This window comes from Streptomyces sp. NPDC054956, from assembly GCF_053609185.1.
The window spans coordinates 1-16696 of the sequence record NZ_JBSGXB010000132.1 but is presented as its reverse complement, the minus strand read 5'-3'; the positions used below and the strand labels follow the sequence as shown (position 1 = coordinate 16696).

Sequence of the window (16696 nt, the reverse complement as noted above, 5' to 3'; positions counted from 1 at the left end):
GTGCTGCGGATGGCGCGGGCGATGTGCGGGGGCGTTTTGAACAGGGGGTAGCCGGTGAACGGCCCGTTGCCCTCGCCGACGATGGTCTCCAGGTGACAGACGGCCAGGTCGGCGCCGGTGGTGACGGCGCGGGCGCCCGCGAGCATCGGGGCGTAGTCGTACCGTCCGTCGTGCGTGTGATCGGGACGTGGCGGCTGAGGAGCTACGCCGTCTGCTGCGCCACCAGTGCCAGCGCGGCCAGCAGGATCACCAGCAGCGCTATGAGCGCCACCGGGTTCAGACCGCCTTCGAGGGGCCCCTCCTGCTGGAGGCGCTCCCGGTTCGCCCGGCACACCGGGCAGCGGCCCTGACTGACGGGTGCGGCGCAGTTCGCGCACACGAGCCGGTCATATGTCATGCGCTCCTCCTTTCGTCCCCTCGGTTACAACGTCGGTGAGAACGGCTCCGTTCCCCTACCACTGTGCCAGCTCCGGCGACATTCGGCGCGGCCCGTCCGGGCAATCGCGGTCGCTCACGTCCAGGACCAGGGGATATATCGGGCAACTCCGGACCTCGGGTCCACACCTCGCGCCTGTTCGCGTATGGTCACGCACACCTACTCCCGGCGACCGTGGTGCACCCGTGATCCGATTCGACAACGTCTCCAAGTCCTACCCGAAGCAGAGCCGTCCCGCACTCAGAGATGTCTCCCTGGACATCGCGAAGGGCGAGTTCGTCTTCCTGGTCGGCTCCTCCGGCTCCGGCAAGTCCACCTTCATGCGGCTCATCCTGCGCGAGGAGCGGGCGAGCCACGGCCAGGTGCACGTCCTGGGCAAGGACCTCGCCAGACTCTCCAACTGGAAGGTTCCGCACATGCGGCGCCAGCTGGGGACCGTCTTCCAGGACTTCCGTCTCCTGCCCAACAAGTCGGTGGCCGACAACGTGGCCTTCGCCCAGGAGGTCATCGGCAAGCCGCGCGGCGAGATCAAGAAGGCCGTCCCGCAGGTCCTCGAACTCGTCGGCCTCGGCGGCAAGGAGGACCGGATGCCCGGCGAGCTCTCCGGTGGTGAGCAGCAGCGCGTGGCCATCGCCCGCGCCTTCGTCAACCGGCCGGCGCTGCTGATCGCGGACGAGCCCACCGGCAACCTGGACCCCCAGACCTCCGTCGGGATCATGAAGCTGCTGGACCGGATCAACCGGACCGGCACCACCGTGATCATGGCGACCCACGACCAGCAGATCGTCGACCAGATGCGCAAGCGCGTCATCGAACTCGAGCAGGGCCGTCTCGTCCGCGACCAGTCGCGCGGCGTCTACGGCTACCAGCACTGAAAGGCTCCTGAGACGCGATGCGCGCCCAGTTCGTCATGTCGGAGATCGGGGTCGGTCTCCGCCGCAATCTGACCATGACCTTCGCGGTCATCATCTCCGTATCCCTGTCGCTGGCCCTGTTCGGCGGCTCCCTGCTCATGCGCGACCAGGTGAGCAAGATGAAGGGCTACTGGTACGACAAGGTCAATGTCTCGATCTACCTCTGCAACAAGAACGACGCCGAGGCCACCAACGGCGCCTCCTGCTCCAAGGGTGCGGTGACGCCGGAGCAGAAGCAGGCCCTGGAGACCGAGCTCAAGGGCATGGACCTCGTCGAGAACGTCACCTACGAGTCCTCCGACGAGGCCTTCAAGCACTACAAGGAGCAGTTCGGGCACACCGCCCTGGCCGCGTCCATCACCCCGGACCAGATGCCCGAGTCCTTCCGGGTGAAGCTCAAGCAGCCCGAGAAGTACAAGGTGATCACCACCTCCTTCTCCGGCCGCGACGGCGTCCAGTCGGTGGAGGACCAGCGCACCGTGCTGGACAACCTCTTCAGACTCCTCGGCTACCTCAACTGGGCCGCCCTCGGCATCATGCTGATCATGCTGGTCGTGGCGCTGCTGCTGATCGTCAACACCGTGCGCGTCTCCGCCTTCAGCCGGCGGCGGGAGACCGGGATCATGCGGCTCGTGGGCGCGTCCAGCTTCTACATCCAGGTGCCGTTCATCATGGAGGCCGCCTTCGCCGGCCTCATCGGCGCCGTCTTCGCCTGCGGGATGCTCGGCGCCGGCCAGTACTTCGTGATCGACCACGGCGCCGCGCTGCGCGACAAGATGGAGCTGATCAACTTCATCGGCTGGGACTCGGTCCTGACCAAGCTGCCGCTGGTGCTCGTCATCGGGGTGCTCATGCCCTCGCTGGCCGCCTTCATCGCGTTGCGCAAGTACCTGAAGGTGTGACAAGAGCCCCGTGGGCGGTCCGGCCGACCAGCCGTACCGCCGCGGGGCCTGTCCTAGACTCGGCGCCATGCTGCGCATGCCGCGTATCCCCGCTTTCTGTCTCCGGCCCCGCGGTCTGCACCGCGGGGCCGCTTTGACGTTGGCCTTCCTCGCGGCCGTCGGCGCCGGAGCCTGCACCGGCAGCTGGGACCCGGACCGCGGCGAGGCGGACTCCTCCCTCCTCACGGCCGGTACGGGGCCCTCCGTGCCCGCACCGCGCGCCTCGGCGCACGGCGGGGCCGGCACCGCCGACCGGGACGCCGTGACCCGCGCGGCCGCCGAGGCCCTCGCCGAGGGCAAGTCGGGCAAGAAGGCCGCCGAGGAGGTCGTCAGCCGCAGCGGGGACCGCTGGGGGACGGTCTACGACCAGAGCGAGTACGAGGCCTTCGCCGACGAGCTCGACGGCCACTGGACCGGCGTCGGCCTGTGGGCCGGCAGGCTCCGCGACGGCCGCGTCGAGATCGACCGGGTCCAGTCCGGCGGCCCCGCCGACCGGGCCGGACTGCGCGCCGGGGACCGGCTGCTGAGCATCGACGGGCAGGGCGCGAGCGGGCTGCGGGTCGCCGAGGTGGTGGCCCTGCTGCGCGGCGCCGTCGGCACCCCCGTGGTGCTGCACCTGAGCCGCGACGGCGTCGACCTCACCGTGACCGTGCGGCGCGAGGAGCTGCGCGCGGAGCCCGTGACCGTGCGCGAGCTGCCGGGCGGCATCACCGTCATCAAGGTCGCGTCCTTCACCCGGGGTTCCGGCGAGCGCGTACGGTCCGCCGTCCGCGCGGCCCCGCCCGGCGGCGGGGTCATGCTCGACCTGCGCGGGAACACGGGCGGTCTGGTCACCGAGGCGGTCACGGCCGCCTCCGCCTTCCTGGACGGCGGGCTCGTGGCGACGTACGACGTGCGCGGCGCCCAGCACGCCCTCTACGCGTCCCCGGGCGGGGACACCGCCCGGCCGCTGGTGGCGCTGATCGACGGCGGCACGATGAGCGCGGCCGAGCTGGTGACCGGAGCCCTCCAGGACCGGGGCCGCGCGGTGGCGGTCGGCACCCGCACCTTCGGCAAGGGTTCGGTGCAGATGCCGACGGAGCTCCCGGACGGCTCGGTGGCGGAGCTGACGGTGGGCACGTACCGCACTCCGGCGGGCCGCAGCCTCGACGGCGGGGGCATCACCCCGGACCTTTCGGCCGCGGACCGGGTCGAGGAACGGGCCCGCACGGTATTGGGTGGCCTCGGGGTGGGTCCGTAGTGCGAAAATGACCGCACTATGGCTAAGGAAACAGGGCGCAAACTGATCGCCCAGAACAAGAAGGCGCGGCACGACTACACGATCATCGACACCTACGAGTGCGGTCTCGTGCTCACCGGTACCGAGGTCAAGTCCCTGCGCCAGGGCCGTGCCTCGCTGGTGGACGGCTTCGTGTCGGTGGAGAGCGGCGAGGCCTGGCTCTACAACGTGCACGTGCCGGAGTACAGCCAGGGCACCTGGACCAACCACAGCGCGCGGCGCAAGCGCAAGCTCCTCCTGCACCGCGAGGAGATCGACAAGCTCGAGTCGAAGACGGGGGAGACGGGCAACACGATCGTGCCGCTCGCCCTGTACTTCAAGGACGGCCGGGCGAAGATCGAGATCGCGCTGGCGAAGGGCAAGAAGGAGTACGACAAGCGCCAGGCCCTGCGGGAGAAGCAGGACACGCGCGAGACGAACCGGGTCATCTCGGCGGTGAAGCGCAAGGAGCGCGCCCAGCTTTAATCTCCTGGCACGCCGTGGTCCACTTCGCGTACCATGGCGTCAGCACCACACGCTTGCGGGTGGTGCCGGTCGAGCGGGACGCATGGAGAGCGCCTGCTGGATCTCATAACTGAACAGCGTGAAACATGGGGATGATCGGTTTCGACAGCGGATGTCGTTGTAGGGGAAGCGAGCCGAGAAAGCGGCAATGATCTCGTTAACCATATGTCGCAAAAAATAATCGCCAACTCCAAGAGCGATAACTCCCGCTTCACCCTCGCTGCCTAATAACAGTGAGCTGAAGCCTCTGTGAGGAGCGTCAGCCCGGAAGTGGTCCCGGTCCGGATCCTGGCGTCAATTAGGGATCTAAACCTCTAGCCCCGGTCACGGGGGCTAGGGGGAAACCAAACAGTGACTGAGCCCGTCGGAGACTTGTCCGTGTGATCTCCGGGGCCGAGAAAAGCGCAGCGGAATGCGCTCGGAGAAGCCCTACTTCTGCACCGTTGGACGCGGGTTCGATTCCCGCCATCTCCACCACCCCATGTTGGGCAAAGGCCCCGCGGCCCCAGGCTGCGGGGCCTTTGTCATGCCCGAAGCCCCTCGCCGGGCCAGGGGATGGCGATACGCTGCAAAAGGAGTGCCGCCGACGGGACGAGGCCGCCGAGGCTACCGACATCGGCCGCGCCAAGGCGCTCCTCGAAGAGGCCGGGCACATCCGCCGCCACGCACGCCAGGTGGAGCCCGGTCAGTGACGGACGACTTCATGGGCCCGCCCTGGCAGGCGGGCTGGGTGAGGCGGCGTCCGGCTATCGCGATGCCCTCCCCGAGGAAGTGCGTTCCCCGGGTCCAAGATCCGCGGATCGTCGTGGAAGAGATCTTCTGGCAGTGAGGCCTGGTCGCCTCAGGTGCCCCGGGAGGCTCGCGTGATACCGGTGCCGACGAGGAGGGCCAGGAGGGCCGCTGCCGCCGGGAGGGCGTACGGGGTGGTCGTGCCCAGGTGGTCGATCGCGGAGCCTGCCGTCGCCGAGCCGGCCGAGATGCCCGCGAAGATCGCGGTGACGGCCAGGGTCATGCCCTCGTTGAGGCGGCCCGGCGGGGTCACGGCGTGGATCCGGGACATGGCGGTGACCATGACCGGGGCCGTCGCCATGCCGGCCAGGAGCAGGGCCGCGGCGAGGCCGGGGAGCGAGCCGGCGGCCGCCGCTGCCCAGGGCAGCGCCATCGCCCCGGCCAGGACGGCCAGGCAGACCGGGAGCCCGCGCGGGCGCAGGGTTCCGTAGAGCAGCCCGGCCACGCAGGAGCCCGCCGCCTGGAGGGCGATGACCGGGCCCGAGAGCGCGCCGAGGCCGTGCCCGCCGAGGTGGGCCACGGAGGTGATCTCCAGCGAGCCGAACATCGTGCCCAGGACGAAGAAGAGGGGGAGCAGGCGCCCCAGGGCCCGCAGCGGGGACTTGCCGCGCACAGCGGCCGCCGCCGGGGGCTCCGTGGCGCGGTGCGCCGTGAACACCAGCATCCCGGTCAGGAGCAGCGCGGTGCCGGCGAGCGTGCCCGCCTCCGGGAAGACGGTGGTGCACAGGAACGCGGCGACCACCGGCCCGAGCATGTACGCCAGCTCGTCGGCGGCCTGTTCGAAGGACATCGCGGTGTGGCGGGCCTCCCGGTCGGCCCCCAGCAGGTGGGTCCAGCGGGCGCGGGACATGCCGCCGATGTTGGGGGTGGTCGCGGTGGCGGCGTAGGAGGCGAAGAGGGTCCAGGCGGGCGCCCCGGCGCGGACGCACGCGACGAGCGAGAGCGAGCCGAGGACCGCGATCAGGGTGGCGGGTACGGCGACGCGGGCCTGCCCGTGCCGGTCGACCAGCCGGGCCGTCCAGGGGGCCACGACCGCGGTGGCCGCCAGGCCCGCCGCGACGACCGCGCCGGCGAGGGCGTACGAACCGCGCTGGCCCGCGATCATCATGACGGCGCTGATGCCGAACATGCCCATGGGGAGCCGGGCGATGAGGTTGCCGGTGGTGAACCCGCGGGTGCCGGGGATGTCGAACAGCCGCCGGTACGGGCCCGGGGCGCGGGCCGGGCGGTGGCCCGCCCGCGCCGGGGCGGAGGCGAGGACCAGGGTGGTGCCGGTGACGGTCATCAGCGGGGTGGTGGGCATGGATCAAGGCTCCGGCCCGGGGGCCGTGCCGGTCCAACACCTGTTCGCGGCGGATTCACCGCCCCGTGTTGTCAGTCTCCGTTAGTCTCCGGGAGTGATGCCCCGAGACGCGGACCCCCGCCTGCTGCGCTCCTTCCTCGCCGTCGCCGAGGAACTGCACTTCACCCGCGCGGCCGCCCGCCTCTACGTCGCCCAGCAGGCCCTGAGCCGGGACGTGCGCCGCCTCGAACGGGCCCTGGGGGCAACCCTGTTCACCCGCACCACCCGCGCCGTCGAGCTGACCTCCGACGGGGAGCGGCTGCTGCCCCTGGCCCGGAGCGTCCTGCGCGCCCACGAGGAACTGGCCGCCGCCTTCGCCGGGGACCCCGCCGCCCGGCCGCTGCTCGTCGACCTCAACACCGACGGCCCCGGCACCGCGCGCACCGTCCTGGACCGGGCCCGGGAGCTCGCCCCCGACTGCGAGCTGATGGCCCGCTTCGAATCCGGGCTCACCCACGCCGCAGCCGAGATCGCCGCCGGCCGCCTCGACGTCTCCTTCGGGTACGCCGACGGCCTCGACCCGGCGCTGCGGGCCCGCCTCGCGCAGTCGCCCGTACGGTACGAGCCGCTCGCGGTGGTGCTGCCCGACGGGCACCCCCTGGCCGCGCTGGACTCCGTACCGCTGGACGCGCTCGCCGGGGAGACCGTGTACGCGGGGGCCGGCAATCCGCGCACCGTGGAGTGGACCGGGCTCGCGCGCGAGCTGTTCGCCGGGCGGGGGATCGAGCCGGCGCCGCCCGCGCCGGTGGCCGTCGGCAAGGACGAGTTCAGCCGGGTCATGGCGAAGACCGGCAACCCGGTCCTGGCCACGGTGGACTTCACCGACATGCCCGGCTGCGTGAAGCTCCCGCTGACCGGCCCGGTGCCGCTGTCACCGCTCGCCATGGTGTGGCGCAAGGACCTGCGCCACCCCGGGCTCGACGCGCTGCGCTCCGCCGCCGCCGGGCTCGCCGCCGAACACGGTTGGCTGGAAGTGCCCGCGGACAGCTGGCTGCCCGCGCTCACACCCGCCCCCGGCGGCGGGTGAGTGCAAGGTTTCCCGCCGGTCATCCGGCGGGGACCGGGGCCGAAACGAGCCGTTCCTACGGTCGTCACCACGGACGAGACGCGACGTGATCGCAGCTGTGGAGGCGTGTGATGACCAGTACGACCGCACCGCGCAAGGGAGGCCGCTGGATCGAGCGGTGGGAACCCGAGGACGAGACCTTCTGGAGGGAGACGGGCGAGAAGACGGCCCGCCGCAACCTGATCTACTCCGTCCTCTCCGAGCACATCGGGTTCTCGATCTGGTCCCTGTGGTCGGTGATGGTGCTCTTCATGGGCCCGAAGTACGGGATCGACCCCGCCGGGAAGTTCTTCCTCATCGCCACCGCGACCTGCGTGGGCGCCCTCGTCCGCGTCCCCTACACCTTCGCCGTGGCCCGCTTCGGCGGCCGGAACTGGACGATCGTCAGCGCCCTGCTGCTCCTCGCGCCGACGACGGCCGCCTGGTTCGTGATGGAGCCCGGGACCTCGTACAACACGTTCCTGCTGGTGGCCGCGCTGACCGGCGTCGGCGGCGGGAACTTCGCCTCGTCCATGACGAACATCAACGCCTTCTTCCCGCTCCGCAAGAAGGGCTGGGCGCTCGGCCTCAACGCGGGCGGCGGGAACATCGGCGTCCCCGTCGTCCAGCTCGTCGCCCTGCTGGTCATCGGCACGGCCGGAGCCGGGCACCCGCGGCTGCTGCTCGGCGCCTACGTCCCGCTGATCGTCCTCGCGGCGGTGCTCGCCGCGCTGCGCATGGACAACCTGGCACCGGTGCGCAACGACACCGGCGCCGTACGGGAATCGGTCCGTGACGCCCACACCTGGATCATGGCGTTCCTCTACATCGGCACCTTCGGGTCCTTCATCGGCTACAGCTTCGCCTTCGGGCTGGTCCTGCAGACGCAGTTCGGCCGCACCCCGCTCCAGGCGGCCTCGCTCACCTTCATCGGCCCGCTCCTCGGCTCGCTGATCCGGCCCGTCGGCGGGGCCCTCGCGGACCGCTTCGGCGGGGCCCGGATCACGCTGGCCACCTTCGTGGCGATGGCGGCGGCGACCGGGGTGGTCATCCTGGCCTCCGTACAGAAGTCCCTGCCGGTGTTCCTGATCGGCTTCGTGGCCCTGTTCGTCCTCAGCGGCCTCGGCAACGGCTCCACCTACAAGATGATCCCGGGCATCTTCCAGGCGAAGGCCCTGGCCCGCGGCATGAGCGGCGAGGAGGCGGCCGCGTACGGACGCCGGCTGTCCGGCGCCTCCATGGGGCTCATCGGCGCGGTCGGCGCGCTCGGCGGCCTCGGCATCAACCTGGTCTTCCGGGAGGCCTTCCTCAGCTCCGGCTCGGGCACGGCCGCCTTCGCGACCTTCCTCGGCTTCTACGCGGTGTGCTGCGCCGTCACCTGGGCGGTATACCTTCGCCGGCCCGCCCGGACGATCATCCCCACGGCCGGGGTGGAGGCGAAGCCGCAGCTCACCTCGGTGTAACGGAGCCGGGACACCGGTTAACGGCACCGAAATACGCGTGAACCGAGCCTGATACGCCCCCAGGGCAGGCTCGGTTCACGCGAAGGCGCTGCCGGACCCGGTCCGGCGAGGAAGCCGGACGCGGTCCGGCGAGCTGCCGGACCCGATCCGGCCCGGACGCCGGAACCGACCACTGCGCGAGGCAGGTCACCATGTACGACACCCCCACCGGGCCGGCCCCGGCCCCGGCCGCCGGGCCGCTCGCGGGCTTCACCATCGGGGTCACCGCCGCCCGGCGGGCCGACGAGCTGATCGCCCTGCTGCGCCGCCGCGGGGCCAACGTGCTGCACGCTCCCGCCCTGCGGATCGTGCCGCTCGCCGACGACACCGAACTGCTCGCCGCCACCAAGGACCTGATCGGCTGCGCGCCCGACGTGGTCGTGGCCACCACGGCCATCGGCTTCCGGGGCTGGATCGAGGCCGCCGACGGATGGGGGCTCGGCGAGGAGCTCCTCGGACGGCTGCGGGAGACCGAACTCCTGGCCCGCGGGCCGAAGGTCAAGGGCGCGATCCGGGCCGCCGGACTCGTCGAGACCTGGTCCCCGGGCTCCGAATCCCTCGCCGAGGTACTGGACCGGCTGCTCACGGCCGGGGTGTCCGGCCGGCGCATCGCCCTGCAACTGCACGGGGAGCCGCTGCCCGGGTTCGTCGAGGCACTGCGGGCGGGCGGGGCCGAGGTGGTCGGCGTACCGGTGTACCGGTGGATGGCGCCCGAGGACCTCGGACCGCTGGACCGGCTGATCGACGCGGTGGCCGCCGGCGGGATCGACGCGGTGAGCTTCACCTCCGCGCCGGCCGCCGCCTCCCTGCTGTCGCGGGCCGCGGAACGGGGCGTACGGGAATCCGTGCTGGGCGCTCTGACCGGCGGCTCGGTGCTTTCCGCCTGCGTGGGCCCGGTGACGGCCGTACCGCTCCAGGCGGAGGGCGTGGCCACGGTGCAGCCCGAACGGTTCCGGCTGGGCCCGCTGGTGCAGCTGCTGTGCCAGGAACTCCCGGGCCGGGCGCGGGTCCTGCCCGTGGCGGGACACCGGCTGGAACTGCGCGGCCACGCGGTCCTCCTCGACGCCGAGCTGCGCCCCGTCCCCCCGGCCGGCATGGCCCTGCTGCGGGCCCTGGCCCGCCGCCCGGGCTGGGTGGTGGCCCGCTCCGAACTCCTGCGCACCCTGCCCGGCGCGGGCCGCGACGAGCACGCGGTGGAAACGGCGATGGCCCGCCTGCGGGTGGCGCTGGGAGCCCCGAACCTGATCCAGACGGTCGTCAAGCGCGGCTACCGGCTCTCCCTGGACGCGGCCGTCGACGCGAAGTACGCGGACGCCTGAGGCGGCCGGCGCAGCGGCCGGGACGGACACCCGCCCGCCCGCCAGGCCTGGCCGTGCGCCGCACGGTCCGTTAGCGTGCCCGGATGATCATCGACGGGGTGGAGATGCGGGAGATCCGGACGGCCGACGCCGCCGGGCTCGCCGACGTGCTGGATCGCAACCGGGCCTACATGGCCCCCTACGAGCCCCGGCGGACCGAGGCCTTCTACACCGAGGCCGGGCAGCTGGAGCGGATCGAGGCGCTGCTCGAGGACCGGGACGGCGGCCGGGCGCGGCCGTACGTGCTGATCGGCGGCGGGGTGCCGATCGGGGCGATCAACCTCAATACCATCGTGTTCGGGGCGCTGTGCAGCGCCGCCATCGGCTACTGGGTGGACCAGGCCTGGGCCGGCAAGGGGGTGGCCACCGCCGCGCTGCACGAGGTCTGCCGGGTCGCCCGCGACGAGGTCGGGCTGCACCGGGTCGAGGCCGGGACCCGGACCGACAACCTGGCCTCCCAGCGGGTGCTGGCGAAGGCCGGCTTCGAACAGTACGGACTCGTGCCCCGCTACCTGCACGTGGGCGGAGCCTGGCAGGACCACCGCCTCTTCCACCGCCTCTTCCACGACGACCCGCCCGCCCTCTAGCCCCCCGGCCGGGAGGCGGGCACTCTGGGGGCACGCCCCGAGCGGGAGGCGGTGACGGGCATGTGGTTCGAATCCGGGCGGGTCTGCCTGGACCTGGTGGCCACCTTCGACCCCCGCAGGCACGCCGGCGGGGGCGAGGGGATTCGGGACGGGGACGAGCTGCGCGCGTGGCTCGCCGGCGCCGGGCTGGTTCCCGGACGGACTCCGCTCCCCGGTGTGGGGGCCGACTGGGCGCAGGCCTTCCGGCTGCTGCGCGCCGACGTCGAGAGCCTCGTACGCGCCGAACTCGCCGCGGCCGCGCCGCCGGCGCCCGCGCTGGCCCGGGTCAACGCGGCGGCCGCCGGTCCACCCCCGGGACTGTGTGCAGTGCAGGACCAAGAAGGGCACCTCGTACGGGAGTTGTGCGGCGGCGTGGAATGCGCCGGACTGCTCGCCGCGGTGGCCCGCGACGCCGTCGAACTGCTCACCGATCCGGGTGAGCGCGCCCTGCTGAGGGCCTGCGGGGGCGACGGCTGCGCCCGCGTCTACCTCGACACCTCGCGCGGCCGCCGGCGCCGCTGGTGCTCCAGCGAGCTGTGCGGCAACCGCGAACGCGTGGCCCGTCACCGCCGCCGCGTCCTCGCGGCGCGACCCGGCTGACCGCAGCCCGGAACCTCCCGCCGCAGGCCACCGGACGTGATGTTCGTCCTGATCCGCGAGCCGTCCCGGAACGGGCGTGCGCGCGGGGGCCCGTTCGCGTACGGTTGACGGTCGCCCATGCACGTCAGAAAGGGGCCTTGGTGGCCGCGCAGAATGCCGCTGTCGACAGCACGGCGGATTCCGTCCGCGATCGGGAGATCGCGGTCGAGCAGACGCATCTCGATCACGTGTACCGACGCCTTGAGGAGAAGATCCACGAGGCCGAGTTCCTGATGAACGACGCCGCCAAGCGTGGCCAGGTCGGCACGCCCGGCGCCCTCGCCGAACGGGACGCGCAGGTCTTCCGCGCCGGAATCCACCTCAACCGTCTCAACAACGAGTTCGAGGACTTCCTCTTCGGCCGGATCGACCTGGTCCTCGGCAAGAACGGGGAGCGCGGCCCCGACGGCGCCTTCACCTCCGTCGAGCCCGCCGACGACGCGATCCGCGCCGACCTCACGGCCGACATCGCCGAGACGCTCCACATCGGCCGCATCGGAGTCCTCGACTCCGACTACGCGCCGCTCGTCATCGACTGGCGCGCCCCCGCGGCCGCGCCGTTCTACCGCTCCACCCCCAAGGATCCCGGCCGCGTCGTGCGCCGCCGCGTCATCCGCTCCAAGGGCCGCAAGGTGCTGGGAGTCGAGGACGACCTGATGCGTCCCGAGGTCACCGCCTTCCTCGACGGGAGCGAGCTGCCCGCCATCGGCGACGGCGCCCTGATGGCCGCGCTCGGGCGGGCCCGCACGCACTCGATGCGCGACATCGTCTCCTCCATCCAGGCCGAGCAGGACCTCGTCATCCGGGCCCCCGCCGCCTCGGTCGCCGAGGTCGCGGGCGGACCGGGCACCGGCAAGACCGCCGTCGCCCTGCACCGCGCCGCCTACCTGCTCTACCAGGACCGGCGGCGCTACTCCGGCGGCATCCTGATCGTCTCCCCGACCCCGCTGCTCGTCGCGTACACCGAGGGCGTCCTGCCGTCCCTCGGCGAAGAGGGCCAGGTCGCCATCCGGGCGCTCGGCTCCCTCGTCGACGGCGCCGAGGCGACCACGTACGACGATCCGCCCACGGCCCGCGTCAAGGGCTCGTCCCGGATGCTGAAGGTGCTGCGCAAGGCCGTGCGCGGCGCCCTGGAGCTCGGCGGCCCCGGCGGGGCGCCCGCCCCGGACCGGCTGCGCGTGGTGGCCTTCGGCCGCCGCCAGGAGCTGGAGGCCGCCGACCTCGACCGGATCCGCCAGAACGTGCTGTCCGGCACCGCCCCGGTCAACCTGCTGCGCCCGCGCGCCCGCAAGCTCCTGCTGGACGCGCTGTACTCCAAGTCCGGCGGGGCCGGCCGGCACAGCGACCCGGAGCTCGCCGCCGAGCTGCGCTCCGCCTTCGACGAGGACATCTCGACGGAGGACGCGTTCATCGAGTTCCTGAACGCCTGGTGGCCCGAGCTGACCCCGCGCGGGGTGCTCGCCGCGATGGCCGACGAGCGCAAGCTCGGCCGCTGGTCGCGCCGGGACCTGAACCCGCGCGAGACCCGTCTGCTGGCGCGCTCCCTGCGCCGGGTGGGCCCGGACGGCAAGGGCCCCCTGTCGGTGCACGACGTGGCACTGCTGGACGAGCTCCAGCAGCTGCTCGGCGCGCCCGCCCGGCCCAAGCGCAAGCGCGAGCTGAACCCGCTCGACCAGCTGAGCGGGCTGGAGGAGCTGATGCCGACCCGCGAGGAGACCCAGTGGGAGCGGGCCGAGCGGCTCGCGGCGGAGCGCACCGAGTACGCGCACGTCATCGTCGACGAGGCGCAGGACCTGACGCCGATGCAGTGGCGGATGGTCGGCCGCCGGGGCCGGATGGGCACCTGGACGGTGGTCGGCGACCCGGCGCAGTCCTCGTGGACCGATCCCGAGGAGGCCGCGGCCGCGCGGGACGAGGCGCTGGGATCGAGGCCGCGGCGGCGGTTCACCCTGACGGTGAACTACCGCAACCCGGCCGAGGTCGCGGAGGTCGCCTCGCGGGTGCTGAAGCTGGCGGCGCCGGGCATGGAGCCGCCGACGGCGGTGCGCTCGACGGGCCTCCAGCCGCGCTTCACGGCGGTGGCGGAGGATCTCGCGGACACGGTCCGCGAGGAGACCCGCAGGCTGCTGGAGCAGGTGGACGGCACGGTCGGCGTGGTCGTGGCCATGGACCGCCGGGCGGAGGCCGCGGGCTGGCTCGCGGAGCTGGGGGACCGGGCGGTCGCGCTCGGCAGCCTGGAGGCGAAGGGCCTGGAGTACGACGCCACGGTGGTCGTCTCCCCGGCCGAGATCGCGGACGAGTCCCCGGCGGGCCTGCGGGTGCTCTACGTGGCCCTGACCCGTGCGACGCAGCAACTGACGGTGATCTCCACCGCCCGGGACACCCCGGACGGGGAGGGCGTCGCGGCCCTGCTGAAGCCGTAGCCGGTGGCCGGGGCGGAGCCCGGGGTTGGCGGGCGGTTCACCGGTGGCCCCCGGCCCGCTCAGGGCTTCGTACCGGCTTCGTGCGGTTTCGTAGGGCCGGATGGTCGGCGGCCAAGGGCGTGGTCGGCCGAAACCGGATGCCGGTGGGGGGATCACTTCGGGCGAACCTTTGTTAGCCTGAGTACGGCACCGACTCGATCCAAGCCCCCGGGCCCAACCTTCGTCGCTTAGAGCGACCACTTGCCGCGAGGCGAGCATGGCGGGTCGGTGTCATAGACGTATGAAGTACCAGGTCCGCGTCCTCCACACAGTGGGGGGCGCGGACCTTTTTGTATGGGCCACCCATTCCGAAGACCCCAGATATCTCGTATGGTGGAAGAGTTCTTCCGAATTTTGTAGCTGGTTACCTTGTACCGGCTGGTAGGTGGGACGATCGGACAACAGGTCCTGCCACACCTGCCGTCTTCTCGGCAAGAGGCGCGGGACCCTGCGTGTGTACAGAAAAACCAGGGACAGAAGAGGAACACGGCCATGGCAACGGCGCCCAGCGTCTCGTACTCGATGACGGTCCGCCTGGAAGTGCCCGCGAGCGGAACCGCGGTCTCCCAGCTCACCACCGCCGTGGAGTCCTCCGGTGGCTCGGTCACCGGCCTCGACGTGACCGCATCCGGCCACGAGAAGCTCCGGATCGACGTCACGATCGCCGCGACTTCCACGGCGCACGCCGACGAAATCGTCGAGAAGCTGCGCGGGATCGAGGGCGTCAGCCTCGGCAAGGTCTCCGACCGAACCTTCCTGATGCACCTCGGTGGCAAGATCGAGATGCAGTCGAAGCACCCCATCCGCAACCGCGACGACCTCTCGATGATCTACACCCCGGGCGTGGCCCGCGTGTGCATGGCGATCGCCGAGAACCCCGAGGACGCCCGCCGTCTGACCATCAAGCGCAACTCCGTCGCAGTCGTGACGGACGGCAGCGCCGTGCTGGGCCTCGGCAACATCGGCCCGATGGCCGCGCTGCCCGTCATGGAGGGCAAGGCTGCCCTCTTCAAGCGCTTCGCCGGCATCGACGCCTGGCCGATCTGCCTCGACACCCAGGACTCCGACGAGATCGTCGCGATCGTCAAGGCGATCGCCCCCGGCTTCGCGGGCATCAACCTCGAGGACATCTCAGCGCCCCGCTGCTTCGAGATCGAGGCCCGCCTGCGCGAGGCCCTCGACATCCCCGTCTTCCACGACGACCAGCACGGCACCGCCATCGTCGTCCTCGCCGCCCTCACCAACGCGCTGCGCGTCGTGGGCAAGGCAGTTGGCGACGTGAAGGTCGTCATGTCGGGCGCCGGCGCGGCCGGCACGGCGATCCTCAAGCTGCTCCTCGCGGCCGGCGTCAAGAACGCGGTGAGCGCCGACATCCACGGCGTCGTGCACGCGGACCGCCCCGACCTGGTCGACGCGGCCGCGGACTCCCCGCTGCGCTGGATCGCCGACAACACCAACCCCGAGGGCTACACGGGCACCCTGAAGGAGGCCGTGGTCGGCGCCGACGTCTTCATCGGCGTCTCGGCCCCGAACGTGCTCTCCGGCGAGGACGTCGCCGCCATGGCGGAAGGCGCGATCGTGTTCGCGCTCGCGAACCCGGACCCCGAGGTGGACCCGGCCGTCGCCCGCCAGACCGCCGCCGTCGTGGCCACCGGCCGCTCCGACTTCCCGAACCAGATCAACAACGTGCTGGTCTTCCCGGGCGTCTTCCGCGGCCTCCTGGACGCCCAGTCGCGCACCGTGAACACCGAGATGATGCTGGCCGCCGCGAGCGCCCTGGCCGACGTGGTCGGCGAGGACGAGCTCAACGCGAACTACATCATCCCGTCGGTCTTCAACGACAAGGTCGCGGGCGCCGTCGCCGGGGCCGTCCGCAAGGCCGCGACGGCCGCTGTGACGGGCCCCACCTCCGCCTGATCCCCGGCGCGTCGCGGGATGCGGGCCCCCCGGGGCGCCTCTAGGGTTGCGGGGATGCCCGCGTGGCCCGCGGTCCGCGTCTGGCGGGACACCATCCGGACGCCATCCGGACGCCCTCCGGTGCGGACGGAGCGTCACCGCGGCGTGACTGTGGCGCTTTTCGTGTGACCCAGGCGGGTGCCGGATTGGCTTTCCCGCCGCTGGTGGGGGCAGGATGCGTAACCGGGCGAGAGGGTCTGACGTCAGACCCGGGTCCGGGGACTGTCCTAGGGCCCTGGCAGCATCGGCTTCGATCTCACGCCTCTAAGGCAAGTTGAACACGGGAGTACAACATGAACCGCAGTGAGCTGGTGGCCGCTCTGTCCGAGCGCGCCGAGGTGACCCGCAAGGACGCCGACGCCGTTCTGGCCGCGCTCGCCGAGACCGTCGGCGAGATTGTCGCCAAGGGCGACGAGAAGGTCACCATCCCCGGCTTCCTGACCTTCGAGCGCACCCACCGTGCCGCTCGCACCGCGCGCAACCCGCAGACCGGCGACCCCATCCAGATCCCGGCCGGCTACAGCGTGAAGGTCTCCGCGGGCTCCAAGCTCAAGGAAGCCGCCAAGGGCAAGTAGTCAGCCCTTGTGCCGAGGGCCGCAGAGGCCCTTGGGACGGCAGTAGTACGTAGTACGCGAGAGGCGGCCACCCGGCACCGGGTGGCCGCCTCTCGGCGCTCCCGGCGCGGCGAGTGGCCTCCGGGAGCCAGAACGCCCCCACAGCCCCGTCTGCGGGGCCCTGGGGGCGTTCTGGGTCGGTCTGCGCCGGTCCTCGGCGCGGCCGGGGCGTGGGCGGGGGCCGGGGGGCCGGCCCCGGCCGGGGCGACCCGGTGGGGGGGTTATTAAAAAAAAACCGCCCACCAGACACCCATGGAAAGGGTATTGCGGGTTGGGGGGGTTAATGTGG

Annotated in this window: 14 protein-coding genes, 1 other RNA gene and 1 pseudogene; 13 read left to right on the top strand and 3 right to left on the bottom strand. The window is 72.0% G+C overall.

What is annotated here, in order from left to right; all coding sequences use genetic code 11:
- Window positions 1-170 (bottom strand): annotated as a pseudogene (locus ACWGDE_RS21140) (CapA family protein); the annotation flags it as partial.
- Window positions 171-202: 32 nt separating this feature from the next.
- Window positions 203-397 (bottom strand): hypothetical protein, encoded by a 195-nt coding sequence (locus ACWGDE_RS21135; protein WP_453390535.1) that lies wholly within the window; start codon window positions 395-397, stop codon window positions 203-205.
- Between the two features lie 224 nt (window positions 398-621).
- On the opposite strand from ACWGDE_RS21135, the gene ftsE reads away from it, so the two are divergent.
- From ftsE to ssrA, 5 genes are all read left to right on the top strand, one after another.
- Window positions 622-1311: a cell division ATP-binding protein FtsE gene (gene ftsE / locus ACWGDE_RS21130; RefSeq protein ID WP_453390534.1), complete on the top strand. Its 690-nt coding sequence runs from the start codon at window positions 622-624 to the stop codon at window positions 1309-1311.
- A 17-nt stretch (window positions 1312-1328) separates the two neighbouring features.
- Window positions 1329-2252, top strand: coding sequence for a permease-like cell division protein FtsX (ftsX, locus tag ACWGDE_RS21125; RefSeq protein WP_453390533.1), 924 nt, complete (start codon window positions 1329-1331; stop codon window positions 2250-2252).
- Window positions 2253-2328: 76 nt separating this feature from the next.
- Window positions 2329-3531 (top strand): S41 family peptidase, encoded by a 1203-nt coding sequence (locus ACWGDE_RS21120; RefSeq protein ID WP_453390538.1) that lies wholly within the window; start codon window positions 2329-2331, stop codon window positions 3529-3531.
- Between the two features lie 18 nt (window positions 3532-3549).
- Window positions 3550-4035 (top strand): SsrA-binding protein SmpB, encoded by a 486-nt coding sequence (gene smpB / locus ACWGDE_RS21115; RefSeq protein ID WP_214953929.1) that lies wholly within the window; start codon window positions 3550-3552, stop codon window positions 4033-4035.
- 127 nt (window positions 4036-4162) lie between these two features.
- Window positions 4163-4551, top strand: a transfer-messenger RNA (tmRNA) gene (gene ssrA, locus ACWGDE_RS21110).
- A gap of 364 nt (window positions 4552-4915) precedes the next feature.
- Here ssrA and ACWGDE_RS21105 read toward each other — a convergent pair.
- Window positions 4916-6166 carry an MFS transporter gene (locus tag ACWGDE_RS21105; protein ID WP_453390532.1) on the bottom strand — a complete coding sequence of 417 codons (1251 nt, stop codon included), beginning with the start codon at window positions 6164-6166 and terminating at the stop codon, window positions 4916-4918.
- 97 nt (window positions 6167-6263) lie between these two features.
- On the opposite strand from ACWGDE_RS21105, the gene ACWGDE_RS21100 reads away from it, so the two are divergent.
- From ACWGDE_RS21100 to ACWGDE_RS21065, 8 genes are all read left to right on the top strand, one after another.
- The gene (locus ACWGDE_RS21100) at window positions 6264-7232 is read left to right on the top strand and encodes a LysR family transcriptional regulator (protein WP_453390531.1); all 969 of its coding nucleotides are present in this window, start codon (window positions 6264-6266) and stop codon (window positions 7230-7232) included.
- Window positions 7233-7342: 110 nt separating this feature from the next.
- Window positions 7343-8713 (top strand): nitrate/nitrite transporter, encoded by a 1371-nt coding sequence (locus tag ACWGDE_RS21095; RefSeq protein ID WP_453390530.1) that lies wholly within the window; start codon window positions 7343-7345, stop codon window positions 8711-8713.
- A gap of 191 nt (window positions 8714-8904) precedes the next feature.
- Window positions 8905-10071, top strand: coding sequence for a uroporphyrinogen-III synthase (locus tag ACWGDE_RS21090; RefSeq protein ID WP_453390529.1), 1167 nt, complete (start codon window positions 8905-8907; stop codon window positions 10069-10071).
- 83 nt (window positions 10072-10154) lie between these two features.
- Window positions 10155-10697 (top strand): GNAT family N-acetyltransferase, encoded by a 543-nt coding sequence (locus ACWGDE_RS21085; protein ID WP_453390528.1) that lies wholly within the window; start codon window positions 10155-10157, stop codon window positions 10695-10697.
- 60 nt (window positions 10698-10757) lie between these two features.
- On the top strand, window positions 10758-11336 hold the full coding sequence (locus ACWGDE_RS21080) for a CGNR zinc finger domain-containing protein (protein ID WP_453390527.1): 579 nt from the start codon (window positions 10758-10760) through the stop codon (window positions 11334-11336).
- Between the two features lie 140 nt (window positions 11337-11476).
- Window positions 11477-13798, top strand: coding sequence for a HelD family protein (locus ACWGDE_RS21075; RefSeq protein WP_453390526.1), 2322 nt, complete (start codon window positions 11477-11479; stop codon window positions 13796-13798).
- Window positions 13799-14329: 531 nt separating this feature from the next.
- Window positions 14330-15754: a malic enzyme-like NAD(P)-binding protein gene (locus ACWGDE_RS21070; RefSeq protein WP_453390525.1), complete on the top strand. Its 1425-nt coding sequence runs from the start codon at window positions 14330-14332 to the stop codon at window positions 15752-15754.
- A 332-nt stretch (window positions 15755-16086) separates the two neighbouring features.
- Complete coding sequence (locus ACWGDE_RS21065; protein WP_007264399.1) at window positions 16087-16368, top strand: HU family DNA-binding protein; 282 nt, start codon at window positions 16087-16089, stop codon at window positions 16366-16368.
- Window positions 16369-16696 lie beyond the last annotated feature (328 nt).

Coding starts and splice junctions, on each gene's coding strand:
- ACWGDE_RS21135 (WP_453390535.1), bottom strand. CDS start 397: ATGACATATGACCGGCTCGTGTGCGCGAACTGCGCCGCACCCGTCAGT.
- ftsX (WP_453390533.1), top strand. CDS start 1,329: ATGCGCGCCCAGTTCGTCATGTCGGAGATCGGGGTCGGTCTCCGCCGC.
- ACWGDE_RS21120 (WP_453390538.1), top strand. CDS start 2,329: ATGCCGCGTATCCCCGCTTTCTGTCTCCGGCCCCGCGGTCTGCACCGC.
- smpB (WP_214953929.1), top strand. CDS start 3,550: ATGGCTAAGGAAACAGGGCGCAAACTGATCGCCCAGAACAAGAAGGCG.
- ACWGDE_RS21105 (WP_453390532.1), bottom strand. CDS start 6,166: ATGCCCACCACCCCGCTGATGACCGTCACCGGCACCACCCTGGTCCTC.
- ACWGDE_RS21100 (WP_453390531.1), top strand. CDS start 6,264: ATGCCCCGAGACGCGGACCCCCGCCTGCTGCGCTCCTTCCTCGCCGTC.
- ACWGDE_RS21095 (WP_453390530.1), top strand. CDS start 7,343: ATGACCAGTACGACCGCACCGCGCAAGGGAGGCCGCTGGATCGAGCGG.
- ACWGDE_RS21090 (WP_453390529.1), top strand. CDS start 8,905: ATGTACGACACCCCCACCGGGCCGGCCCCGGCCCCGGCCGCCGGGCCG.
- ACWGDE_RS21085 (WP_453390528.1), top strand. CDS start 10,155: ATGATCATCGACGGGGTGGAGATGCGGGAGATCCGGACGGCCGACGCC.
- ACWGDE_RS21080 (WP_453390527.1), top strand. CDS start 10,758: ATGTGGTTCGAATCCGGGCGGGTCTGCCTGGACCTGGTGGCCACCTTC.
- ACWGDE_RS21070 (WP_453390525.1), top strand. CDS start 14,330: ATGGCAACGGCGCCCAGCGTCTCGTACTCGATGACGGTCCGCCTGGAA.
- ACWGDE_RS21065 (WP_007264399.1), top strand. CDS start 16,087: ATGAACCGCAGTGAGCTGGTGGCCGCTCTGTCCGAGCGCGCCGAGGTG.